The organism is Ruegeria sp. CJ9, from assembly GCF_056536625.1.
The window spans coordinates 78,738-102,457 of record NZ_JBQFPY010000006.1 but is presented as its reverse complement, the minus strand read 5'-3'; the positions used below and the strand labels follow the sequence as shown (position 1 = coordinate 102,457).

Below are 23,720 nucleotides of genomic sequence, written 5' to 3'. Positions count from 1 at the left end.
AGTTTAGCAGTTTTTTTCGCTTCGCATAGGGTGCGCGTCAGATCCAGTAGGACAGCGCAACCGGTAGAACAACAATCGTGGTCAGTGTCGAAACCAAAATGAATCCGGCCACATCCGGGCCGTATTCCGGCATGTGCTGATCAATGAACAGGTAGGTCGCAACCGAAGATGGCATCAGACAACACAGGATAAACGCGCCGCGTTCAGCCCCGGTAAAGCCAAACGCCCAGACCAGCGCGCTTGAGATCGCAACCGCCATAACCAGATGCAGCAGGGTCAGCACCACCGCCAGACCCAGACGTTTGATCCGCAAAGTCGCCAGTGTATGGCCCAGCGTCAGCAACATCAGCGGAATCGACAACCCGCCGAGAATGTCGAAGGACTTGGCGATAGGTTGCGGCAGGCTGTACCCAGTCGCCATTAAAATCAGCGAAAGGGTCACAGCGTAGATGATCGGCGAGGTGGCAATTTTACGGGGCGAGAATTCTCCGGCCGGAATCCACATACCGATGGTGAAGATACTGATCAGCACGACGACAACGAACCCCATCGCATAGGCCATGCCTGCGTCCCCCAACGCCAGCAGCGTGATCGGCAAACCGATATTGCCCACATTGCTGTGCATCAACGGAGTCAAAAACGCGCGCACCGGCAGGCGTATCGCCTTTAGGACGACGTACCCCAGCACTCCGAACCCGGCAATGGCCAGCGCTGCGGCGGTCATCACATCCAGAAAGGTATCGATTGCAATACTCGTGGTAGACAGATGTGATATAATCAGCGTCGGATAGCCCACCCGCGACACGATCCCCCCGATCACCTTATTGTCGAACGGCGCTTTGATCAGCGCCAGACAATATCCGATTCCGGCGCAGATCAGGACGGGTAGGACCACGTTCAGAACGTTCAGAAACAGATGATCCACCGGTCGCCCCTATCGCAGTTCTTTGCGTCTGACACTGAAACAGGGCACCACTTTTGACAAGCACACAGCTTAACCCTATTCCACGTCATAGTTTTCCAATTTAGAGCCTGAAATCACCGATTGAGGTTCTTCCCATCTCGGTTTCCACAACATATAGTGGTTCGCAACAACGTGTACGAAGCACGGCGGGACATGGGAATACAGGCATGGCACATATCATCGTAGTCGGAAACGAGAAGGGCGGCGCAGGCAAATCGACCGTGTCGATGCATGTGGCCACCGCACTGGCACGGCTGGGTCACAAAGTCAGCACCCTGGACCTGGATCTGAGACAGCGCAGCCTGGGGCGGTATTTCGAAAATCGCGGCAAATTCATGAACGGATCCGAGGTCCCCTTGCCCAGCCCGCGCCACCATGACCTGCCCGAGATCGACGCCTCCAAGCTGAAACCCGGTGAGAATATCTATGACCACCGCCTGTCCGCCGCCGTTTCTGAACTGGAAAGCGACAGCGATTTTATCCTGATCGACTGCCCCGGCTCGCATACCCGCCTCAGTCAGGTTGCGCATTCGCTGGCCGACACGCTGATCACACCGCTGAACGACAGCTTCATCGACTTTGACCTGTTGGCACGGATCGATTCAAAGGGCGAGAAGATCCTTGGACCCTCGGTCTATTCCGAAATGGTCTGGAACGCGCGGCAATTGCGGGCGCAGGCCGGGCTCAAACCCATCGACTGGGTGGTCGTGCGCAACCGCGTCGGTACACAGCGTATGGTCAACAAGGAAAAGATGCAGCGCGCGATCGAAATGCTGTCCCAGCGCATCGGCTTCCGTGTCGCGTCGGGCTTTTCCGAACGGGTCATCTTTCGAGAGTTGTTCCCGCGTGGCCTGACACTGTTGGACCTCAAGGATATCGGGGTCAAACAGCTGAACATCTCGAACATCGCAGCCCGGCAGGAACTGCGCGACATGATGAAGGAATTGAACCTGCCTGGGGTCGAGATCGACTTTTAGAAGTTGTTCTGACAAGGCTGCATAACCAAGCAGCCATACTCCACCCTTGCTCTTGCGCTGCCCCTGACGCAAACTTGTTTGCGGAGGAGGCATGTCATGACATCCAAGACCGCTGGTTCCACGCCACCTGACAAACTGACGCCGCAGCAGCAGGCTATGCCCAAAGTCAACAAAGTAACCGCCGGTGATATCACTGCGTCGCTGAAGGCCGGGTTTTCCGACTTTTTGGCTCGCCCCTTAATGAGCGGTTTCTTCGGCCTCTTCTATGCGGTTTTCGGTATCGTGTTTGTTTGGGGTCTGGTCTGGCTCGGCAAGATTTGGATGATCATTCCCGCCATTGTAGGCTTTCCACTGGTCGCGCCGTTTGCCGCGGCCGGGCTTTATGAAATGTCCCGTCGGTTGCAAAAAGGGGAAAGCTTCGGCTGGTCTGAAATCCTCACCGTCATGGCCAATCAACGCAAGCGTGAACTGGGCTGGATGGCCTTCGTCACCCTGTTCATATTCTGGGTGTGGGTATATCAGGTTCGGCTTTGGCTGGCGATTATCCTGCAGAATGCATCCTTTTCGGATTTTGACGGGTTCTTGAACACAGTCTTCTTCACGCCGCAGGGCTGGACTTTTCTGGCTGTTGGCACCTGCGTAGGCGGCTTTCTGTCTGCTGTGCTGTTCTCGGTGACCGTCATCGCCATGCCCATGCTGCTGGACCGGGAAACCAATTTCGTTTCTGCCATGATAACGTCCATTCGCGTCGTCACGGAAAACCCGGTGGTCATGCTTAGTTGGGCGGCGATCATTTCGGTCACCATGCTGTTGTCGATGGTTCCGGCTTTTCTAGGCTTAATCTTCACTCTGCCGATCCTTGGCCACACCACCTGGCACCTGTATCAGCGGGCCGTTTCACCGGCAGAGAGCTAATCAATCCAGCCAGTTAAATGCCCCGGCTAGGCCTCGGCGGCATTGTAGACCGTAAACAACTCTTTCGGCTCGGACACACCGCGCAACATGTAACGCCCAACCGAGATCAGGTCCTGGCCGCAAGGCTGAGCGGCGCGGGCCACGTCATCCGAGATCAGAATTCTCTGCCCCAGCGACCGATGCATCCCAGCGATCCGTGCGGTCTGGTTTACTGCTGGCCCGATAACAGTGAAATCCAACCGGGTCTCGGACCCGATATTGCCATACAGAATCTCGCCCGCATGCAGGGCCAGAGTAAAGTTGGCCACTGGCAAACCGTTTGCCTTACGGCGGGCGTTCAGGGCCTCCATCCGCTGCTGCAACATCGGTACAGCCTTCAGCGCGGCGCGCGCGTCTTCGTCGATCTCGCCGACGTCGAACATCGCCATCAGCCCATCGCCCATGAATTTCAGAATATTGCCGTCATTGTCGTGAACGACACCAACGGCTACGGCCAGATAGTCATTCAGCATGTCGATGATTTCAGCACCCGGTAGCTCTTCGGAGAGGCTGGTGAATCCTTCCAGGTCAAAATTCCACATCACCGCATCGATCTGCTGCAGTGATCCCCGCCGGATTTCACCAGACAGCACCCGCCGTCCCGCATCGCGACCCAGATAGACCCGCATCAAATCCTTGGAAACACGCGCACTTGCAGCAGATTTCAGCGCCAACCCCAGATGGGGCAAGGCTGTGTGGATCAATTCCAGATCTTTGTCCTCGAACCCCTTGGAGGCGTTCGATGTCCAAGACAACAGCACCCCGTCCACCGCCTTTTTGGCGTCTTTCGGAGCGTTATGGGTGGGAACGTCAAAATTAACACCGGTGGCGTAATAGTCGGTCGCACCAATCTGACGCAGGTCGTTTAACAAGGGAAAACGGCTGGGCTCATTCTGATCGACCAGGCGTTCGCGGATCTCGTCTATCTCATTGTTCAAGATCGCAAACAAAGGGCTTTGCTGCCATTGTTCGCTGGGTTGCTCGGAATACTCAAAGGTCTCGGATTCTCCGCCCCTGCCCTCGTACCAGCTGAAGCCGGTCCCGCCGTAAACGGGATGCAAGGCCGACTGCGCGGCGTGAAAACGCATTAGCGGCACGCCAAGTTCCAAAAGTTTGTTGCAATAGCCATCCAGCAGCTCTTCTTTCGCTGCCCCTTCCAGGCCGCGTGTAACCAACCAGTCAATAAGATCATTGGATTTTGCCGTTTCGGCAGTCAGGGTTGTCATTTTAATATTTTTCCAGTGTCCGCTCTGGTTGTCATCTGGGGACCAGGGGCCGCGATTACCAGTGCTCAATCCATATGTGCCAGCCGCCGCAGCATATTGCGCAACAGCACGACTTCATCTGGGTTAAATTGGGCCGTCAGTTTTGCGTCATATTGCTCGGCAATACCGCTTAGCTCGCGATAGACGGATTGCCCCATGTGGGTCAACATCAGGTTTTCGACCCTGCGGTCTGTTTCACTGCGATTGCGCACCAGATACCGGCGGGACTCTAACCTGTGTACTGCGCGGCTGATCTTGGTTTTGTGCAATCGGGCGCGTTCGCCGATCTCTTTGGCTGTCATCTCTCCATAATTGCCCAGGTGAAACAGAACCCGCCATTCGGTGCGCAGCATACCGTAACGATCCTTGTAGATCTGCTGGAACTCTAACGAGATTTCCTCGGCCGCGCGGTTCAGCAGATAGGGCAGGAAATCTTGCAGATCAAAGCCATCATTTTCGCTGAATTGATCATCTGTCATGCTTGTTAGTTACAAAAACAACTATTATTCCTCAAGCAGCAAATGGAGGAACACAGGATGAACCATCCGACTGATCCGCATAAAATGACCCAGGCCAGCACGCCCGTGGGCACCCATGCAGGCTATATGCCTGGCTTTGGAAATGACTTTGAAACCGAGGCCTTGCCCGGCGCGTTACCGCAGGGAATGAACAGCCCGCAGCGCTGCAATTATGGCCTTTATGGCGAACAGCTTAGCGGAACAGCCTTTACCGCCAACCCGCCCGAGCGGACGTGGTGTTACCGCATCCGGCCCTCGGTCAAGCATTCGCATCGCTACGAGAAGATCGACCTGCCCTATTGGAAATCCGCGCCTTGCGTTGATCCGGATGTGATCAGCCTGGGCCAGTATCGCTGGGATGCAGTGCCTCATTCCGATCAGGGGCTGACCTGGTTGACGGGCATGCGCACGATGACCACGGCGGGCGATGTGAACACGCAGGTGGGCATGGCCAGCCATATCTATCTGGTTACCGAGTCGATGGTGGATGCCTACTTCTTCTCAGCCGATTCCGAGCTGCTGGTGGTGCCGCAGGAAGGCCGCCTGCGCTTTGCCACCGAGCTGGGGATTATTGATCTGGAACCTAAAGAGATCGCCATCATCCCGCGCGGACTGGTCTATCGCGTCGAGGTACTGGAAGGCCCCGCACGTGGCTTTGTCTGCGAGAATTACGGTCAGAAATTCGAGATGCCCGGTCGTGGCCCGATCGGCGCCAATTGCATGGCCAATCCGCGAGACTTCAAAGCCCCGGTGGCGGCGTTTGAAGACCGCGAGGTGCCCTCGACCGTGACCGTCAAATGGTGCGGGCAGTTCCACACCACCAAGATCGGCCAAAGCCCGCTGGACGTGGTCGCGTGGCACGGCAACTATGCGCCCTACAAATACGATCTGCGCACCTATTGCCCGGTCGGCGCGATCCTGTTTGATCACCCCGACCCGTCGATCTTTACTGTGCTGACTGCACCCTCGGGGCAGCCGGGCACGGCCAATATCGACTTTGTCCTGTTCCGCGAACGCTGGATGGTGGCCGAGGATACGTTCCGCCCACCGTGGTATCACAAAAACATCATGTCCGAACTGATGGGCAACATCTACGGTCAGTATGACGCCAAACCGCAGGGCTTTGTTCCCGGCGGGATGAGCCTGCATAACATGATGCTGCCGCACGGGCCGGATCGCGAGGCGTTTGAAAAGGCCTCGAATGCCAACCTGGGCCCCGACAAGCTGGACAACACCATGTCCTTCATGTTCGAGACCCGCTTTCCACAACATCTGACGCCTTTTGCCGCCAACGAGGCCCCCTTGCAGGACGATTACATTGACTGCTGGACCTCTCTTGAGAAAAAGTTCGACGGAACCCCTGGCAAAAAGTGAGGCTGAGATGAGCTTTGATATCTGGATCACCTACGTCGTCACCGTCTTGCTGCTGATGAGCACACCCGGCCCCAGCCAATTGCTGATGCTGTCCAATTCCGCAACCAATGGCCTGAAACGCGGCGTGTTCACGGCAGCCGGAGACCTGACGGCCAATCTGCTGCAAATGCTGGCTGCTGGGCTTGGTCTGGCCGCGATCATTGCGACATCGGGCACAGCGCTGGCGGTGATCAAATGGCTAGGCGTGGCCTATCTGGTGTTCCTTGGGGTGAAGATGATCGTAAAGGCGGACCGCAAGACCACGCAGACCGCGCCGCGCGCCAGCCGCAAGGCGCTTTGGATGCAGGGCTTTATTACTTCAGCAGCCAATCCCAAGGCTGTGGTGTTCTTCGCGGCCTTGTTCCCGCTATTCATTGACGGCGCGCTGCCGTTCTGGCCGCAATTCGCAATCCTCTCTGCCACCTATCTGACCATCGACGGGCTGTTTTTGACCGCCTATGGCGGCAGCGCCAGCTGGCTGGCTATGCGGTTCAAGGGTTCGGCGCGGCTGTGGCTGGATCGGGCTGGCGGCGGGTTCATGATAGTGGCCGCGCTTTTGCTGGGGCTAAAATCCTTGCGCGACGCGCAATAGATCAGACAAACAAGGATCACAGATGCCTTTGATGAAATCCTGGGTGGCCTCGGCCAATGACGCGGCCCACCCTTTTCCACTGAACAACCTGCCCTATGGCGTGTTTTCGACCGGGGGCGACGAGCCCCGCTGTGGTGTCGCCATCGGAGACTTGATCCTGGATGTCACCACGGCTGAAGCCGAGGGTTTGATCGAACTGTCCGATGAGCCACTGTTTGACCTGCCCTTTTGGAACCCGCTGATGGAGCAAGGCCCCGCCGTCTGGGCTGCCCTGCGCGATCGGTTGACAGATTTGCTGACCGAAGGGTCGGAAGAGCAAGACAAGGTCGAACCCCTGCTTATCGCGCAGGCAGAGGCTGAAATGCACATGCCGTTTGCCGTCAGCGAATACACCGATTTCTACGCGGGACGGCATCACGCCCAGAATGTCGGAACCATGTTCCGCGGCCCGGAAAACGCGCTGCCGCCGAACTGGCTACACATCCCGATCGGTTATAACGGCCGGGCGTCGTCAGTTGTTGTCTCGGGTACGGACATTCGCCGCCCCTGGGGTCAGCTGAAAGGGCCGAATGACGACACGCCCCGCTTTGCCCCCTCGGCACGGTTCGATATCGAGCTTGAGATGGGCGCCATCGTCGGCACCCCGTCGGAGGGCCCGATCTCGGTGCAGGAGGCGGATGACAACATCTTTGGCTACGTCCTGCTGAACGACTGGTCCGCGCGTGATATCCAGGCCTGGGAATACCAGCCTCTCGGCCCGTTTCAGGCCAAGGCCACGGCCACTTCGATCAGCCCGTGGATCGTCACCAAAGCGGCGTTGGAGCCGTTCCGCTGCGACACTCCGGAACGTGAGGTCGAACTGCTGGATCACCTCAAAGATTGCGGCCCGATGCTGTATCATATCGATCTGGAAATCTCCATGGCGCCCAATGGCAAGGCCGCCACAACCATCGCGCGGACCAATTACAAGGAAATGTACTATTCAGCCGCGCAGCAACTGGCGCATCACACCACATCCGGCTGCCCGATGAACACCGGCGATCTGCTGGGGTCTGGCACCATTTCGGGTCCAACTAAGCCCGAACGCGGCTCACTGCTGGAGCTAAGCTGGGGAGGAAAGGAACCCCTGACACTGGACAGCGGTGAAACCCGCAGTTTCATCGAAGATGGCGACACGCTAGAGTTGAAGGGCGCTGCCAAAGGTGACGGTTACACGATTGGCTTCGGCAATTGCACCGGAACCGTTCTCGCCGCGCTCGACACCCCATATGCACGATGAAACGTGCCCAAACGTGATTGGATCAAACGTGACCCTGAAAACTCTTGTTGCTTCTCTGATACTGGCCATCGGGTTCAGCCATTCGGCGTTGGCCGCCGATAATCAAGCCTTAGCCGAGGAATATGTGAAGTTGCCGGATGTGCAATTGATGATGGACAACATGTTCTCACCCGAAGGTATGGCAGCGCAGGTTGCGGCCACTCTTCCGCCGGGTGTTACTGTGACGGAGGATCAGTTGCAGCGTATCGGTGTTGTGATGTCTGGCGCGATGCAAAGCCTGCGTCCGAAATTGGAACAGCAGATGATCGACAGCAGCGCTGACTTGTTCTCGGCTGAAGAACTGTCTGCATTGATCGATTTCTACGGATCAGAGCATGGCAGCGCCATCATGGGCAAAATGCAGCCGTTCATGCAGCAAACCATGGGAGCCCTGTCCGCTGACATGCAGCGCGTGACGTTACAAGTCACACCTGAGTTGGCAAAGATCCTGCAGGAAACAAACTGATGACAAAGGCCTTCGCCTCGCAATCGGATCTTTCTGAGAAGGCGATCTCGTTCACCGAAATTGGCGAGGGCCTATATGCCTTTACAGCGCAGGGCGATCCAAATTCCGGCGTAATCATCGGCGACGACAGCGTGATGATTATCGAAGCACAAGCCACACCGCGGCTGGCACGCAAGGTGATCGACTGCGTGCGTTCGGTTACGGATAAGCCGATTACACATTTGGCGCTGACGCACTATCACGCGGTCCGTGTACTGGGCGCCAGTGCCTATGAGGCGCAGCAGATCATCATGTCGGACAAGGCCCGCGCTATGGTTGCCGAACGCGGGCAAGAGGATTGGGATAGCGAGTTTCAGCGCTTTCCCCGCCTGTTTGAAGGGTACGAAAGCATTCCCGGCCTGACGTGGCCCACGACTTCATTTCGGGACAGGATGACTGTTTATCTGGGCAATCGCAGGGTAGACCTCATGCACCTGGGTCGCGCCCACACTGCCGGGGACATCGTGATTCATGTGCCAGACCAGAACGTGATGTTCACTGGTGACATCGTCGAATATCATTCCGCCTGCTACTGCGGTGACGGGCATTTCGGCGACTGGGGCGGTACGCTGGACGCAATCAAGGCGTTTGATCTGAATGCCATCGCCCCGGGGCGCGGAGATGCGCTGATCGGGGCAGACATGGTGAACGCAGCGATTGAAAGCACCCGCGACTTCGTCAACAGCACCTACCGACCGGCGGCACGGGTCGCTGCGTGTGGCGGCACCTTAAAACAGGCCTGGGATGCTGTGCGCGCTGAATGCGACCCCAAATTCGCCGACTATGCGATCTATGAACACTGTTTGCCCTTCAACGTCGCGCGCGCCTATGACGAGGCACGCGGCATTGACACCCCACGCATCTGGACCGCCCAGCGCGACCTTGAGATGTGGTCGGATCTGCAAAGTTAAGGACATTCCGTCGCATTTGATCCAGATCGTTTTGCGTCGGAAAAATCAATGAAAGCATTGGGCAAGGTCTCGGGCGTGGCCGCGTCAGAGGACAAGAGATTTGCGTCTTGCGCGCATATGTATCGGGGGAGAACCCATGAACAAGATTTTCGAAGTCCCACTTTACGCCTACGAACGCAGCCCGGATCAGGACGCTGCCATCGCCATTCGGCACAAGGTCATTGTGGTCGGTGCCGGGCCGGTCGGGCTGGTCACTGCGATAGATCTGGCCCAGCAAGGTGTCCCGGTCGTGGTGTTGGATGACAATGACAAGGTCAGCTTCGGCAGCCGGGCCATCTGCTTTTCGCAACGTACACTGGATATTGCTAACCGTCTGGGCGCGAGTAGCCCCATGGTGGACAAGGGCGTGCAGTGGAATGTCGGCAAGGTCTATTTCGACAATCGCCAGGTCTATGAATTCAATCTGCAACCCGACACGGGTTTTGCAAACCCGGCCTTCATCAATCTTCAGCAATACTATTTCGAAAATGCTCTGGTCGACCGTGTGCGGCAATTGCAGGCTTCGGGCGCGCCCATCGAAATCCGTGGGCGCAACAAGGTCGAGGCCATCGGCACCCATGACACCCACGTGGTGCTTGAGGTCGAAACCCCCGAGGGGCCCTATAACGTCGAAGCCGAGTGGCTGATTGCCTGCGACGGTGCCAGCTCTCCGACCCGTCGCATGCTGGGGCTGGATTTCGATGGCCGCGTGTTCGAAGACAACTTCCTGATCGCCGACGTGGTGATGGAAGCCGATCTCCCAACCGAGCGCTGGTTCTGGTTCGATCCGCCGTTCAATCGCGGGCAGTCGGCTCTGTTGCACAAGCAGCCCGACAATGTCTGGCGCATTGACCTGCAATTGGGTTGGGACATCGACAAAGAGCGCGAAAAACGCCCCGAGAATGTCATCCCCCGCCTCAAAGCCATGCTGGGCGAGGATGTGGATTTCGATCTGGAATGGGTATCGGTGTATACGTTCCAATGCCGCCGGATGGAGCGGTTCCGCCATGGGCGCGTTCTGTTTGCCGGGGACAGCGCCCATCAGGTCAGCCCGTTTGGGGCACTTGGGGCAAACACAGGAATTCAGGACGCTGATAACCTGTGTTGGAAATTGAAACTGGTTCTGGACGGCAAAGCGCCCGAGCTTTTGCTGGACAGCTATAGCCGCGAGCGAGTGCAGGCAGCGGATGAGAATATCACGAAATCCAGCCGCTCGACCGACTTCATCACGCCGAAATCCCAGATGTCGCAACTGTTGCGGGACGCGGTTCTGGACCTCAGCGAACATTTCGAATTTGCCCGCCCTCTGGTCAATTCCGGACGGTTGAGCACGCCCTGCGCCTATCAGGGGTCTTCGCTCAGCTCAGCCGATGCACTGGACGGCCCGGATATCACGCGACCGGGCTCGGCCTGCCCGGATGCGCCGCTGGGCGATGAATTCTTGTTGCCAAAATTGGCAGGCAAGTTCACCCTGTTGACCATTGACGCCGACGCCCCCGAGCGGATCGAAGAAGACGGGGTTGAAGCCACCCGGCTTGCGTTGTCGGTCAAGGATGACCTGACGCTGGAACTCAAGCGTCGGTATCTGGGCGATGCCGCCAGCGCGGTCTATCTGATCCGCCCCGACCAGCATGTTGCCGCGCGGCGTGACAGCTACGAAGAAAACGCATTCCGGCAGGCGATCCGCCGGGCCACCGGCAAGGAGTAAGAAAATGACTGATCTGATCCTCACCCCCAATCTCGACAATGCCGATGATTTTTATGCCGGACTGCTGGCCGCCCATGACGGGTTGGACAAATCCGCAAGCGACGCGCTGAACGCGCGTCTGGTCCTGGTTTTGGCGAACCATATCGGGGACTCCGACGTGCTGAACCAGGCAGTCGAAGCCGCGGCCCTAAGAGAGACCTGAAACAATGGGCGAAGTGGTTCTTTTTGATTTCTGGCGCTCATCGGCCAGCTACCGTGTGCGCATCGCGCTGAATTTGGCGGGAATTGCCTATCGCCCTGTCTTTGTTGATCTAAAGGCCGGGGACCAGAAGTCACAAGACCATCTTGCGCGTAACCCGCAGGGGCTGGTTCCGGTGCTGGATATTGACGGGCTGCGATTGACGCAATCTTTGGCAATCATCGACTATCTGGATCAAAGCCGGGGGTTGGGCTTATTGCCTGCCGAGCCTGCATTGCGCGCCAAGGCAACGGCGCTGGCACACTCCATCGCGGTGGACATCCACCCGGTCTGCAACCTGTCGGTGGCGCAATATGCCACAAAGCTGAGCAACGGCGCCGAAGGGATGCCGGGCGATTGGATGCGCCACTTCATCCGACCCGGCCTGCTGGCGTTTGAAACGCTGCTGGCGGGATTTGACCAGACACCCTATTGCACGGGCAGCAGCCCAGGGCTGGCCGATCTATGCTTGATGCCGCAACTCTATAATGCGCGGCGCTGGCAGGTTGATTTGTCATACCTGCCCCGCATCCTTGCAGTCGAGGCCGCCTGTGCCGACCATCCCGCCTTTGCCGCGGCACATCCAAATGCGAATGCCCCTACTTAACCCGGCGCACAGGGTATGTGTGCCGATGAGGATAGGAATGGCTGCAAGTTCGACCTAGGTTTTCTGTGAAACAGATGGATGAGGTCGCCATGCCCGAGATCACCGGCTATCACGCCCATGTCTATTTTGACGCGGACACAGTGGATGCCGCACGACGGGTTTGCGAAGAAGCGGCAGGGCTGTTTTCTATTGATATGGGTCGCGTGCATGAACGCAATGTCGGCCCTCACCCACGCTGGAGCTGCCAGCTGGCCTTTGCACCGGACGCGTTCGATCAGGTCATTCCCTGGCTGATGCTGAACCGGCAGGGCCTGACCATCTTCACCCACCCCGAAACCGGACGGCACCTTGAGGATCATCGGGACCGGGCCATCTGGATGGGTGAGATGCTTGAGCTGAACCTTTCGATCTTTGACAAGATGGGCGCTTAGGTCAGCGTACGCGCCTGATCCCTCAGGACAAACTTCTGAACCTTCCCAGTTGAGGTTTTGGGCAAGGTTCCGAACACCACTGTCTTAGGCGCTTTGAAATGGGCCATGTTATCCCGGCAGAATGCGATCAACTCCGCCTCGGTCGCGGTGGCGTCAGGCTTTAGCTCGACAAAGGCGCAGGGGGTTTCGCCCCATTTTTCGTCCGGTCGCGCCACAACTGCGGCCTCCATCACTGCTGGGTGTTTGTACAGGATGCCTTCGACCTCGACCGACGAGATATTCTCGCCCCCTGAAATGATGATGTCCTTGGACCGATCCTTAAGCGCGATATAGCCGTCGGGATACATCACCCCCAGATCGCCCGAAGCAAACCAACCGCCGTTAAAGGCTTTGTCCGTTGCCTCGGGATTTTTCAGATAGCCCTTCATCACCACGTTGCCCTGCATGAAAATCTCACCCATGGTTTCGCCATCGGCAGGTACAGGTTCTAGCGTTTCAGGGTCGGCCACCATCAGGCCCGACAGGGCCGAATAGCGCACCCCCTGCCGCACCTTCAGCGCCGCGCGTTCCTGTGCATCCTTGGTGTTCCATTCGTCTTTCCAGGCGCAGACCACCGATGGGCCATAGGTCTCGGTCAGACCATACACATGGGTCACCTCGACCCCCATGGCTTCCATCGCTTCAATCACGGCGGCAGGGGGCGGAGCACCCGCAGTCATCACCTTGATCTGATGATCAAAGTCTTTCAACTCATCCGGTGCATGGGCCAGCATATTCAGCACAATTGGCGCGCCACAGAAATGCGTGACCTTCTCATCCCTGAAGGCTGCATAGATCGGCTCGGCCCGCACCGCGCGCAGACAGACCGAAACGCCCGCATTGGCCGCCATCGCCCATGGAAAACACCAGCCATTGCAATGGAACATCGGCAAGGTCCACAGATAGACCGCGTGTTTCGGCATATCCCAATCCAACAAGTCCGACTGTGCGTTCAGCGCCGCGCCCCGATGGTGATAAACCACGCCTTTCGGATTGCCCGTTGTCCCGGACGTGTAATTCAGCGTGATCGCGTCCCATTCGTCTTTGGGCAAGGACCACTCAAATTCAGGATCGCTGTCTGCCAGCAAGGCGTCATAGGTCAGGTTGCCCAACTTTTCTCCGCCCTCAAAACTGGCGTCTTCGATATCAATGACCAGCAGGTCGTGGTCGACCTGTTTCAGCGCCTCTTTCACCACACCCGAAAATTCGGGATCGACCAGCAGCACCTTGGATTCCGCGTGGTTAAGGATGAAGGCAATGATCGCCGCATCCAAACGCGTGTTGATCGCGTTCAAAACGGCACCGGCCATGGGCACGCCAAAATGTGCCTCGTACATTTCAGGGATATTGGCTGCAATAATCGACACAGTGTCGCCCTGCCCTATTCCACGTGCGACCAATGCGCCCGCCAGACGGCGGCATCGGGCATAGGTCTCGGCCCAGCTATACCGGCGATCACCATACACAACCGAGGGGTAATCAGGGTAAACCTGCGCTGTGCGCTCGAGAAAGCTCAACGGGGACAACGGCACATAGTTGGCCCGGCATTTGTCCAGATGACGCTCGTAAATTTGTGTGGCTCCCATCCGCTGATCCTCCCAATCGCGATTTGCGCGAATTGAGCACAAAGTTGAGCCCCTGACAAACCCGTAAAAATACGTCTCAGGAATGGACTGGCAATACGGGATGGTGCAATCTGGCCCTATCTCCGACAGGCCATTCAAGGTGATCTGAGCCATCGAAAACATCTGCCGGTTCGGGATAGCCCCTGCAATCCGTGCAACGAGCTTTATTGAAAGGACATGTCATGGACGGCACGTTCAACGAAAACGATCTTTCCCGCGTAGTCGAAGCCGACCGCGCCCACATCTGGCATCACCTGATCCAGCATAAACCCTTTGAAACCAATGACCCACGCATCATTGTCGAAGGCAAGGGCATGCGCGTTTGGGATCAAAAGGGCAAAGAGCATCTGGACGCCGTGTCCGGTGGAGTTTGGACCGTCAACGTTGGCTATGGCCGCGAATCAATCTGTAAGGCGGTCTACGAACAGCTGATGAAGCTGTGCTATTTCGCCAATACCGCAGGTTCGATCCCCGGTTCGATTTTTGCCGAAATGCTGATCGACAAAATGCCGGGCATGAGCCGGGTGTACTACACCAACTCGGGCTCTGAGGCGAACGAGAAGGCCTTCAAGATGGTCCGTCAGATCGCGCATAAGCGCTATGGCGGTAAAAAGACCAAAATCCTGTACCGCGACCGTGACTATCACGGCTCGACCCTGGCGACCATGTCGGCAGGCGGTCAGGACGAGCGCAACGCCCAGTACGGCCCCTTCGCGCCCGATTTCGTGCGCGTGCCCCACTGCATGGAGTACCGCAAGCACGAGCTGGACGGCGCGCCCGAAGAAAACTTTGGCGTCTGGGCCGCAGATCAGATCGAAGAGGTCATCCTGCGCGAAGGTCCCGACACCGTTGGCGCACTGTGCCTTGAGCCGGTAACCGCAGGCGGCGGCGTGATCGAAGCGCCCGAAGGCTATTGGCAGCGCGTGCAGGAAATCTGCAAGAAGTACGACGTGCTGCTGCATATCGACGAAGTGGTCTGCGGCGTCGGTCGTACGGGCACTTGGTTCGGCTATCAGCAATACGGCATCAAGCCGGACTTCGTGACCATGGCCAAAGGCGTTGCCTCGGGCTATGCGGCGATTGCCTGCATGGTCACCACCGAGGAAGTCTTTGACATGTTCAAAGACGATGCCGCTGATCCGATGAGCTATTTCCGCGACATCTCGACCTTTGGTGGCTGCACCGCCGGCCCGGCAGCTGCGGTTGAAAACATGCGCATCATTCAGGACGAAAACCTGCTGGGCAACTGCGCCGACATGGGTGACCGTATGATGGGCAACCTGCAGGCGCTGATGGAAAAGCACAAGGTCATCGGCGATGTGCGTGGCAAGGGCCTGTTCCTGGGTGCCGAGCTGGTCGCAGACCGTTCAACCAAAGAGCCGATGGACGAGAAAAAGGTTCAGGCCGTTGTGGCTGATTGTATGGCGCAAGGCGTCATCATCGGTGCCACCAACCGATCGATCCCCAGCCGCAACAACACGCTGTGCTTCTCGCCCGCGCTGATCGCAACGGCAGATGACATCGACCAGATCACCGACGCCGTCGACGGCGCGCTTGGTCGTGTGTTCGGCTAAGTCGCTGCACAAAGCTTATGAAAACCGGCGCTTTCGGCGCCGGTTTTTTTGTTTCTAAACCATGGTTTGCCAATTTCCAGAACTCGGGTAGCCTGATCGCACCCTTTGCAGGAGATCGCCCCATGACACTCAACCTTTTCCGCAGCATTGCCGCCGCCCTTGTGCTAGCCCTTGCAGCCCCCGCCAGTGCCGAAGACGGCAGCGGCTTCCCTCAGATCGTCGGTACATGGCATGGCACCTATCTGGTGGCCTTCGCCAAATCGAACCCCAACCACGAGAAGGGCCTGCTGCAGACCGAGATGGAGTTGGAAGTCACCAAATTGGACGGCAACCTTATCACCGCCACCAACCGCTGGCGCCGCATTGGGGACAAGGAATGGATCGTCGAAGAGGCGATGGGCACCTTCAGCCTGGATGACCCCACCCGGTTCGTATTGGCTGAGGCCGGGATATCGGGGGATGACGTCTCGGCTGGGATTTTCAACGGTGTCTATCTGGATGACGTGATCATGGTCACCTATGCCGGGCCGGGCACGGGCGTGGCCTTCGCTGCACAATTGGTGAAGAAGGGCAACTAGCCACGCCGAATGCGTTAGACATGAAAATGATAAACTAAGTTTTCCCCAATCCTGTGCATGATGCATTTCATTCCTCTTGCACGATCACGTAAGTTTGCTCTTACCGGGAGTTTGAGAATGAAGGCTGACAGCAGCTTAAAATGCTACTCCGTGTATCTTTCACTGGCTCTAACCTTCATCTCGGCGTGCTCAACAACACCAAAAAATGAAGAACCGCCGTTAACAGTGATGCCTTCGACTGGAACGGTTGAGTTCAGGCAACTTGCTTCTGTTTTCAGTTCGACTTGCCTTGCAAGTTTTCCAGACACCCAAAAAACAATCGAACAGTTTGAAAAACTTGGCTTTCAGGAAGTCGAATCCAAACGACCGTCCGAGGGGAATTACTGGCAACTTGTCGGCAATAGAATGCAAATAAACTCTACGGTAGGCCAGCGGGTTATAATCCTCACCGGCACCCGAAGAGCGGGCAATGGTTCTACTATACAAAATGTTTGTAACGTCCGAGCTGAATTGAAGAATCCCGAGACCCACAGTGATACCTCTCTCGTTTTCACTATGCTTAGCGGTAACGAAGTCTCCTTAAATCCGATCGACGGACACGAGTTTTCCAAATCAGGGGAGTTGCTGACTCAGGATGGCATTGCGAACGTTAGTTTCCGACAGTCGCGATGGATAAACAGAACAACTCAAGGGCGTCTACCCGAAGAATGCAATGGCCTTTCTGACTGTATCACCTGGGGCGAGGCAACGCTTGAAGTGTGGGTGAACACTGATGAATGATGCTTTCAAACGGAAGATATCGTTGCAGCCCAAAATGGGTTCAGGGCCTACCTAGCCAGGGTTCAGCTGCAAAAAAAGGCCGCCCCAAAGGGACGGCCTTTCATTCACTGTCTCTTTTCAGAGGATCAGGCAGTCAGAGCGGCCTGAGCTTTGGCGACGATCGCGCCGAACGCTTCCGGTTCGTGCACGGCCAGGTCGGCCAGAACTTTGCGGTCCACTTCGATACCGGCCAGGTTCAGGCCGTTGATGAAGCGGGAATATGTCAGTGCTTCGTCATGCGAACGGACAGCAGCGTTGATACGCTGGATCCACAGCGCGCGGAAGTTGCGCTTGCGGTTCTTACGGTCGCGGGTTGCGTACTGGTTGGCCTTGTCGACGGCCTGACGGGCAACCTTGAAGGTGCTCTTGCGGCGGCCATAGTAACCTTTGGCTGCCTTAATGACCTTCTTGTGACGGGCGTGAGTTACGGTTCCACCTTTAACGCGGGACATCTCTTAATCTCCTCTTAGCGGTCGTAGGGCATGTAGCCCTTGACGATCTTGGCGTCGGGGGCGGACAGGGTGGTGTTGCCACGGGCATCGCGGATGAATTTCTTGGTCCGCTTAATCATGCCGTGCCGTTTGCCGGCCTGGCCAGCAAGGACCTTACCGGTCGCAGTCACCTTAAAGCGCTTCTTGGCGCTCGACTTTGTCTTCATCTTAGGCATTTCCGTCTCCTTTCGGGGTTCGGTACTTGACGCGACTCGGCATGCCACATTGGCCGGTCACGCGATCAGAAGCGCCGTTTACGCAAGTTCTTCCATACTGGCAAGGGGGTTTTGACCAGAATCTGCGCTTTTCGCAGGGTGGTCAGGCACCGGGGCAGCGCTGGCCGCCCCGGTGGAGTGATTTAGTGCTCGAATTTGCGGATTTCGCCGCTTTTCAGGCGGGCTGCATAGCTGGCCAGCTCTTCGCGCACCACTTTCATCAGGAAGTAGAGCGCAAAGACGTTCACAACCGCCATTGCAAAGATCGCCGCATCCGAGAAGTCGATGACAGGACCAAGGTTGGCCGCCGCACCGATGACAACGAAGATGCAGAAGATGACCTTGAACACCAGCTCTTTGGTGTGTCCTTCGCCGAACAGATAAGTCCAGGCCTTGAGGCCATAATAGGACCAACTGATCATGGTCGAGAAGGCAAACAGAACCACCGCGATCGCAAGAACATAGGGGAACCAGCTGAACGCACTGCCAAACGCCGCAGACGTCAGACTGACACCCGAATTACCATCAACGGTGGCAATAGCCGAACCATCTTCGGTCAGCATGTAAAGGCCGGTTTCCGGGTCGATGATCAGCTGCTGAGTGATGATGATCACCAGTGCAGTCATTGTACAGATCACGACCGTATCGATGAACGGCTCAAGCAGCGACACGAAGCCCTCGGTGATCGGCTCTTTGGTCCGCACGGCCGAGTGGGCAATCGCCGCAGAACCAACGCCCGCCTCGTTCGAGAACGCCGCACGGCGGAAACCCTGGATCAGCGCCCCAACCATACCGCCTGCGATGCCGAGGCCAGTGAAGGCACCCGCGAAGATCTGGCCGAAAGCCCAGCCGATCTGGTCTGCGTGCATGATGATGATCACTAGTGCTGCCGCCACGTACATAACACCCATGAACGGCACGACCTTTTCGGTGACGCGCGCGATGGATTTCAGGCCGCCCACGATCACTGCGAACACGATACCGGCAAAGACCAGGCCTGTAATCCAGCCCGGATAATCCCCGACAATGCCTGCAATCTGTTGGTGCGCCTGATTGGCCTGGAACATGTTGCCCCCGCCCAGCGCGCCAAGAATACAGAAGATCGAAAACAGAACAGCCAGGATCTTACCGCCCGGCAAGCCCAGCTCACTGAACCCTTTGGACATGTAATACATCGGGCCACCGGAAACGGTGCCGTCGTCGTATTCGTTGCGGTATTTCACGCCCAGCGTACACTCAGTGAATTTCGACGCCATGCCCAGCAGGCCCGCGACGATCATCCAGAACGTGGCACCCGGCCCGCCGATCCCGACGGCCACCGCCACACCAGCGATGTTGCCCAAACCGACCGTTCCTGAAAGCGCCGTGGCCAACGCCTGAAAATGGCTGACCTCACCCGCATCGTTGGGATCGGAATAGTCGCCTTTCACAAGGCTGATAGCGTGACTAAAGAACCGCAGCTGCACAAAGGCAAAATACAGCGTGAACACTGTGGCCGCGACGACCAGCCAACCCACGATCCAAGGGAAGCTAGTGCCCGGAAACGGGGCAAAGATAAAGCTAACGAACGGCCCGGTGAAATCAGCAAAGGCTTGGTTGATCTTGTCGTCCAGACCCGGCGCCTCTTGGGCCAAAGCGGGGCTGGCGAACAGGGCAGCCGCTGTGGCAAAGCCCAGTTTTTTAAGCATATTCATTCTCGTCCCTCCGCTCAGTTCACAACGGTGACCGGTACATCGGCATGCATGACCAGATTCTGGGTCGAGCTGCCAAAGAGCCGTTTCTTGAACCCATCGGCCGAGGCGCGTCCGACGACGATCTGGGTACCACCGTTTTCGACTGTGATCGCGTTCAGCGTTTCAGCCACGTCACCATGGCGTACAATGCCATGGGCCGTAAAACCGTCCGCGTTCAAAGCTTCCACCGCAGGGGTGACGATCCGTGTCGAGGCCAATTCGACCTCTTCCTCGCGCCGCTTATGGCGCAGAGCATTTTCTTCAGGTGTTTGAAAAGTAAATGGGGACCATTCGATCACATAAACCACAAGCAACTCGCATGAACCGATGCGCCCTGCCAAATCCTTGGCAAAAGCGATCGCGCGCTCCCCGGTCTCTGTCCCGTCCAGTCCAATGACAATTTTTGTTGTCATGTCGGTTCTCCAATTTTTTTTCGTTGGGTCGAGGCCCGTGCCCTCGACAAGACAGCCAAACTTGGAACACATTGACGCAGCTGTCTTCAGATAAGTATCAGGAATAATCACTAGGAATTGGGGATTATTTTAGTCTATATTCAGTGAAAAATGTCGTCTTGCGCTAAAATTTCAGGGATTTTTACTGATCGATAGAGAATTGGACAAAATAGACCAACGCATCCTGCAAGAGCTGGAAATCAACGGAAGGTTATCGATCGTCGATCTTGCGGCACGTGTCAACCTGACCAATACCCCCTGTTCCGAGCGGGTCAAGCGCTTGGAAAAAAACGGGTACATCAAAGGCTATTGTGCCATCGTCGATAAAGAGCGAATGGGGCTAGCCTTGGTCACGGTTGTCCAGGTTTCACTGGCCGCGACGGCTGAGCAATCTCTTGGCAGGTTCAATGACGCTGTCCGCAATATTCCAGAAATTGAAAGCTGCTTAATGGTGGCGGGATCGTTTGACTATCTCCTGACAGTCCGCACGCGGGATATCACGCACTTCCGCGATATCCTCGGTGAGAAAATTAATAAGCTGCCTGGAATTCACCAGACCAGCTCATTTACTGTAATGGAGATCGTAAAAAGCCCTGTCGCTTGACAAGTGACCTGTCTGCCATGAGGCAGCATGCACGTTGACGCAAGTTCATCAGCCCGGATCTGTGTTGTATATCAGGCGTTCGTCACAGGGCGCAATACGCAGGATATTAGTGGTTCCGGGCACGTTGAATGGCACCCCAGCGGTCACCACAATCTGATCGGTCTCGGTCGCAAACCCACTGGCGCGGGCAGTGCGGGCGGCATTGACAACAGCACCCTTAAAGCGCTCAAGCTCGGGCGTCATCACACAATGGCAGCCCCAGCTCAGGCACAGGCGCCGTGCTGTTCCGGTGGCGGGCGTCATGGCGATGATCGGCACACCGGGACGTTCCCGCGCGGTCAACAGCGCCGTTGTGCCGCTTTGGGTAAAGCAACAAATGGCCTTGATGTCTGTCTTTTCAGCAATCTCACGCGCAGCTGCCACGATCCCGTCAGCAATTGTGGTGCCCTTTGCGGTGCGCGAGGCGGCGATGATCTGGGTGTAGGTCGGATCGGCCTCGACCTCGATAGCGACCTTGTTCATGGTTTGCACGGCCTCTATTGGATACGACCCCGCCGCTGATTCAGCGCTGAGCATGATGGCATCAGTGCCTTCATAAATCGCTGTCGCGACGTCCGAAACCTCGGCTCGCGTTGGCATCGGGCTTTCGATCATACTCTCCAACATCTGAGTGGCCACGATCACCGGCTTAGCCGCCGCGCGGCATCGTCTTACCAGCCGTTTCTGGATCGGCGGTACGGCTGAAACCGGCAATTCGACCCCCAGGTCGCCGCGGGCCACCATGATCCCGTCCGAGGCATCGAGGATTTCGTCAAATGCCTCAACTGCCGCAGGTTTTTCGATCTTGGACAGGATTGAGGCCCGGCCATCAGCCAGTGCCCGGGCCTCAAAGACGTCCTTGGCGCGCTGAACAAAGCTCAACCCCAGCCAGTCAACGCCCAATTTACAGACAAACTCCAGATCATCGCGATCTTTTTCAGACAGCGCGGCCAACGGAAGAACCACATCGGGGACGTTCACACCTTTCCGGTTCGATATCGTGCCTCCGACCTCCACCGTGCAATTGGCGAATTCTTTGCCACAATCCTGAACGATCAGGCGGATTTTGCCGTCATTGACCAACAGCCGCGCGCCCGGTTCAAGTGCGGCGAAAATCTCGGGATGCGGCAGACAAACGCGGCCTCTGTCCCCCGGAGTAGCGTCAAGGTCCAGACGGAAGGCTGCGCCCTCTTCCAGTTCTTCGGCGTCATTGGCGAACTCACCCACGCGCAGTTTGGGCCCTTGCAGGTCAGCCAGAATCGCAATCGGGCTTTCCAGATCCTTTTCCACCTGTCGGATGATCCGGTGACGTTCGCGAATCTCATCATGGCTGCCGTGGCTCATGTTCAGACGAAACACATCTGCCCCGGCCTCGTGCAGCGCACGGATGGTGTCATAATCATTGGACGCCGGTCCCAGCGTCGCCACGATTTTTACATTCCTCAGGCGTCGCATTGGTATTTCTCTCCTCACGTCTTCTGTCTGAATCGCACAAATGTTACCGCAAACATTGCATCAGGCTGCTTATTGCGCAATTCCCTTTCCGAAGCAACTGCCCTACACCTGCGGCAAACTAGATGACAGGCTTATGACGTATTCCCCGTTTTTTATCCACGGCGCTGATCGCCCCTCGCGCTGGCTGATCACATGTGACCACGCAACCAACACGGTGCCTCCCGAAATCAACGGCGGAGACCTCGGCCTGCCGCGCGAGGATATGGAGCGTCACATCGCCTATGACGTGGGCGCGTATGAGGTGTCAAAGCATTTGGGAGAGATCCTGAACGCGCCAGTTATTGCCGCCAATTTCTCACGTCTGGTGATTGATCCCAACCGGGGTGAGGATGACCCCACCCTGCTGATGAAGCTGTATGACGGTTCGATCATCCCCGGCAACCGCCACGCAGACGCGTCTGAGCGTGAACGGCGTCTGAACATGTGCTACCGCCCCTATCACGAGGCGCTGGAACGTATGGCGGGCCTGCCGCATGCGGTGATCGTGTCGATGCATTCCTTCACCCGCCAACTGCGTGGCCGCGACCCACGCCCATGGCAAATCGGGGTGCTGCACACTCCGGATGAACGGTTCTCGCGCCCGTTGATCGACCGTCTTGAGGCCGAAGCAGACCTGTGTGTTGGTGTCAACGAGCCCTATACTGGCGTGCTGTCCGGTGACGCAATTGATCGGCACTGCACAACGCATGGCCGACCTAACGCCTTGATCGAGCTGCGTAATGATCTGATCGCGGACAATGCCGGACAGCGTGAATGGGCAGAGCGTTTGGCCATAATCCTGCAGGACGCTTTGAGCGAAAGCGGTCTTTGACGTCAGGTCAAATAAGGTCGATTCCGGGTCTCACGTTATTGTGAGGGTATCCCGAGCCCCCATATATTAAGGGAAAGGAGACGACCATGACTCAGGAATTCCTGACGACCGTCTTCGGCTGGATGACGGTCCTTAACCTCGCCCTTCTGGTGTTCACTACTCTGATGATCGTTGTTTCACAGGACTGGGCTGCCAAGATACACGGCCGGATGTTCCAGATGGAGCCTGGCGATGCAAAAAGGGCCTATTTCCGGTATCTGGCCAACTACAAGATACTGACCATCGTATTCTGCCTGATGCCGTGGCTGGCCCTGAAGCTGGCTTAAAACCGAAATCGATCGCTGGGAAGGGCCTGCTGGCTCTTCCTGTTTATTGTAACGACGCCTTCGGATTGTTAGGTCAGGCAAACGACACGCATTGGGAGCCCGACAATGGACAAGCAAACCGAAATCGAACTTCAGGCCGCCGCATTCCGCCGGTTGCAAAAGCACCTGATGGAAGACCGCACGGACGTTCAGAACATCGACATGATGAATCTGGCCGGGTTCTGCCGCAACTGCCTGTCGCGCTGGTATCAGGAAGCGGCCAATGAAAAGGGCATCGAGATGGGCAAGGACGAAGCCCGTCAGATTTTCTACGGCATGACCATGGATGAGTGGAAGGCGAACTATCAGACCGACGCCAGCCCTGAAAAACAGGCCGCCTTCAAGGTCGCGTTTGAAGAAAATGTTGGGAAAAAAGACTAATCCCCTAAAACGAAAAAGGCCCGCCAATCCGGCGGGCCT

General features: G+C 56.9%; 27 protein-coding genes. 18 read left to right on the top strand and 9 right to left on the bottom strand.

Features of this window, described 5'->3' with window-relative positions:
* Window positions 1–37: 37 nt before the first annotated feature.
* Window positions 38–925, bottom strand: a complete 888-nt coding sequence (locus tag ACR0AJ_RS13700; protein WP_480741108.1) for an AEC family transporter — start codon at window positions 923–925, stop codon at window positions 38–40.
* Window positions 926–1,131: 206 nt separating this feature from the next.
* On the opposite strand from ACR0AJ_RS13700, the gene ACR0AJ_RS13695 reads away from it, so the two are divergent.
* Window positions 1,132–1,941 carry a division plane positioning ATPase MipZ gene (locus ACR0AJ_RS13695; RefSeq protein WP_170350312.1) on the top strand — a complete coding sequence of 270 codons (810 nt, stop codon included), beginning with the start codon at window positions 1,132–1,134 and terminating at the stop codon, window positions 1,939–1,941.
* A 96-nt stretch (window positions 1,942–2,037) separates the two neighbouring features.
* Window positions 2,038–2,856: a DUF2189 domain-containing protein gene (locus ACR0AJ_RS13690; RefSeq protein WP_170350311.1), complete on the top strand. Its 819-nt coding sequence runs from the start codon at window positions 2,038–2,040 to the stop codon at window positions 2,854–2,856.
* A gap of 26 nt (window positions 2,857–2,882) precedes the next feature.
* Here the strand turns inward: ACR0AJ_RS13690 and ACR0AJ_RS13685 are convergent, their stop codons facing one another.
* Both ACR0AJ_RS13685 and ACR0AJ_RS13680 read right to left on the bottom strand, forming a co-directional pair.
* Entirely contained in the window at window positions 2,883–4,121 is a 1,239-nt protein-coding gene (locus ACR0AJ_RS13685) for an adenylate/guanylate cyclase domain-containing protein (RefSeq protein WP_480741106.1), read from the bottom strand.
* A gap of 65 nt (window positions 4,122–4,186) precedes the next feature.
* Window positions 4,187–4,639 carry a MarR family winged helix-turn-helix transcriptional regulator gene (locus ACR0AJ_RS13680; RefSeq protein WP_170359952.1) on the bottom strand — a complete coding sequence of 151 codons (453 nt, stop codon included), beginning with the start codon at window positions 4,637–4,639 and terminating at the stop codon, window positions 4,187–4,189.
* Between the two features lie 57 nt (window positions 4,640–4,696).
* Between ACR0AJ_RS13680 and hmgA the strand changes: the two genes are divergently transcribed.
* The 9 genes from hmgA to ACR0AJ_RS13635 all read left to right on the top strand — a co-directional run bounded on the left by hmgA (window position 4,697) and on the right by ACR0AJ_RS13635 (window position 12,440).
* Entirely contained in the window at window positions 4,697–6,052 is a 1,356-nt protein-coding gene (gene hmgA / locus ACR0AJ_RS13675) for a homogentisate 1,2-dioxygenase (protein WP_170411419.1), read from the top strand.
* 7 nt (window positions 6,053–6,059) lie between these two features.
* Window positions 6,060–6,683 (top strand): LysE family translocator, encoded by a 624-nt coding sequence (locus ACR0AJ_RS13670; RefSeq protein WP_480741105.1) that lies wholly within the window; start codon window positions 6,060–6,062, stop codon window positions 6,681–6,683.
* A gap of 22 nt (window positions 6,684–6,705) precedes the next feature.
* Window positions 6,706–7,962, top strand: a complete 1,257-nt coding sequence (gene fahA / locus ACR0AJ_RS13665) for a fumarylacetoacetase (RefSeq protein WP_480741103.1) — start codon at window positions 6,706–6,708, stop codon at window positions 7,960–7,962.
* Window positions 7,963–7,990: 28 nt separating this feature from the next.
* Window positions 7,991–8,467, top strand: a complete 477-nt coding sequence (locus ACR0AJ_RS13660; RefSeq protein ID WP_170359943.1) for a DUF2059 domain-containing protein — start codon at window positions 7,991–7,993, stop codon at window positions 8,465–8,467.
* Window positions 8,467–9,417, top strand: coding sequence for an MBL fold metallo-hydrolase (locus ACR0AJ_RS13655; RefSeq protein WP_480741101.1), 951 nt, complete (start codon window positions 8,467–8,469; stop codon window positions 9,415–9,417). Before ACR0AJ_RS13660 ends, ACR0AJ_RS13655 begins: the two co-directional genes overlap by 1 nt.
* A 136-nt stretch (window positions 9,418–9,553) precedes the next feature.
* A complete protein-coding gene (locus ACR0AJ_RS13650; RefSeq protein ID WP_170350303.1) occupies window positions 9,554–11,164 on the top strand; it encodes an FAD-dependent oxidoreductase in 1,611 nt (536 codons plus the stop codon).
* Between the two features lie 4 nt (window positions 11,165–11,168).
* Entirely contained in the window at window positions 11,169–11,366 is a 198-nt protein-coding gene (locus ACR0AJ_RS13645; protein ID WP_170350302.1) for a DUF2783 domain-containing protein, read from the top strand.
* Window positions 11,367–11,370: 4 nt separating this feature from the next.
* The gene (gene maiA / locus ACR0AJ_RS13640) at window positions 11,371–12,009 is read left to right on the top strand and encodes a maleylacetoacetate isomerase (protein ID WP_170350301.1); all 639 of its coding nucleotides are present in this window, start codon (window positions 11,371–11,373) and stop codon (window positions 12,007–12,009) included.
* A gap of 89 nt (window positions 12,010–12,098) precedes the next feature.
* Window positions 12,099–12,440, top strand: coding sequence for a DOPA 4,5-dioxygenase family protein (locus ACR0AJ_RS13635; protein ID WP_480741100.1), 342 nt, complete (start codon window positions 12,099–12,101; stop codon window positions 12,438–12,440).
* Here the strand turns inward: ACR0AJ_RS13635 and ACR0AJ_RS13630 are convergent.
* Window positions 12,437–14,065 carry an acyl-CoA synthetase gene (locus ACR0AJ_RS13630; protein ID WP_170350300.1) on the bottom strand — a complete coding sequence of 543 codons (1,629 nt, stop codon included), beginning with the start codon at window positions 14,063–14,065 and terminating at the stop codon, window positions 12,437–12,439. The genes ACR0AJ_RS13635 and ACR0AJ_RS13630 overlap by 4 nt on opposite strands.
* Before the next feature lie 221 nt (window positions 14,066–14,286).
* Between ACR0AJ_RS13630 and ACR0AJ_RS13625 the strand changes: the two genes are divergently transcribed.
* The 3 genes from ACR0AJ_RS13625 (at window position 14,287) to ACR0AJ_RS13615 (ending at window position 17,036) form a co-directional block, all read left to right on the top strand.
* Window positions 14,287–15,678, top strand: a complete 1,392-nt coding sequence (locus tag ACR0AJ_RS13625; RefSeq protein ID WP_170350299.1) for an aminotransferase family protein — start codon at window positions 14,287–14,289, stop codon at window positions 15,676–15,678.
* 122 nt (window positions 15,679–15,800) lie between these two features.
* A complete protein-coding gene (locus tag ACR0AJ_RS13620; RefSeq protein WP_170377416.1) occupies window positions 15,801–16,256 on the top strand; it encodes a hypothetical protein in 456 nt (151 codons plus the stop codon).
* 117 nt (window positions 16,257–16,373) lie between these two features.
* Window positions 16,374–17,036: a hypothetical protein gene (locus ACR0AJ_RS13615; protein WP_170411440.1), complete on the top strand. Its 663-nt coding sequence runs from the start codon at window positions 16,374–16,376 to the stop codon at window positions 17,034–17,036.
* Between the two features lie 125 nt (window positions 17,037–17,161).
* Here the strand turns inward: ACR0AJ_RS13615 and rplT are convergent, their stop codons facing one another.
* The 4 genes from rplT to ACR0AJ_RS13595 all read right to left on the bottom strand — a co-directional run bounded on the left by rplT (window position 17,162) and on the right by ACR0AJ_RS13595 (window position 19,927).
* Window positions 17,162–17,527 carry a 50S ribosomal protein L20 gene (rplT, locus tag ACR0AJ_RS13610; protein WP_152457001.1) on the bottom strand — a complete coding sequence of 122 codons (366 nt, stop codon included), beginning with the start codon at window positions 17,525–17,527 and terminating at the stop codon, window positions 17,162–17,164.
* Between the two features lie 14 nt (window positions 17,528–17,541).
* Complete coding sequence (rpmI, locus tag ACR0AJ_RS13605; RefSeq protein ID WP_010443552.1) at window positions 17,542–17,742, bottom strand: 50S ribosomal protein L35; 201 nt, start codon at window positions 17,740–17,742, stop codon at window positions 17,542–17,544.
* A gap of 182 nt (window positions 17,743–17,924) precedes the next feature.
* Window positions 17,925–19,475, bottom strand: a complete 1,551-nt coding sequence (locus tag ACR0AJ_RS13600) for an alanine/glycine:cation symporter family protein (RefSeq protein ID WP_170350296.1) — start codon at window positions 19,473–19,475, stop codon at window positions 17,925–17,927.
* 14 nt (window positions 19,476–19,489) lie between these two features.
* Window positions 19,490–19,927 (bottom strand): universal stress protein, encoded by a 438-nt coding sequence (locus ACR0AJ_RS13595; RefSeq protein ID WP_170350295.1) that lies wholly within the window; start codon window positions 19,925–19,927, stop codon window positions 19,490–19,492.
* A gap of 199 nt (window positions 19,928–20,126) precedes the next feature.
* On the opposite strand from ACR0AJ_RS13595, the gene ACR0AJ_RS13590 reads away from it, so the two are divergent.
* Window positions 20,127–20,570: an Lrp/AsnC family transcriptional regulator gene (locus tag ACR0AJ_RS13590; RefSeq protein WP_174818870.1), complete on the top strand. Its 444-nt coding sequence runs from the start codon at window positions 20,127–20,129 to the stop codon at window positions 20,568–20,570.
* A 48-nt stretch (window positions 20,571–20,618) separates the two neighbouring features.
* Here the strand turns inward: ACR0AJ_RS13590 and pyk are convergent, their stop codons facing one another.
* Complete coding sequence (pyk, locus tag ACR0AJ_RS13585; RefSeq protein ID WP_170350294.1) at window positions 20,619–22,064, bottom strand: pyruvate kinase; 1,446 nt, start codon at window positions 22,062–22,064, stop codon at window positions 20,619–20,621.
* A 133-nt stretch (window positions 22,065–22,197) separates the two neighbouring features.
* Here pyk and ACR0AJ_RS13580 point away from each other — a divergent pair, with 133 nt between their 5' ends.
* From ACR0AJ_RS13580 to ACR0AJ_RS13570, 3 genes are all read left to right on the top strand, one after another.
* The gene (locus tag ACR0AJ_RS13580; RefSeq protein ID WP_170350293.1) at window positions 22,198–22,935 is read left to right on the top strand and encodes an N-formylglutamate amidohydrolase; all 738 of its coding nucleotides are present in this window, start codon (window positions 22,198–22,200) and stop codon (window positions 22,933–22,935) included.
* Between the two features lie 86 nt (window positions 22,936–23,021).
* On the top strand, window positions 23,022–23,261 hold the full coding sequence (locus tag ACR0AJ_RS13575; protein ID WP_170359919.1) for a DUF6868 family protein: 240 nt from the start codon (window positions 23,022–23,024) through the stop codon (window positions 23,259–23,261).
* 105 nt (window positions 23,262–23,366) lie between these two features.
* Window positions 23,367–23,681: a DUF1244 domain-containing protein gene (locus tag ACR0AJ_RS13570; RefSeq protein WP_170377405.1), complete on the top strand. Its 315-nt coding sequence runs from the start codon at window positions 23,367–23,369 to the stop codon at window positions 23,679–23,681.
* Window positions 23,682–23,720: the final 39 nt, after the last annotated feature.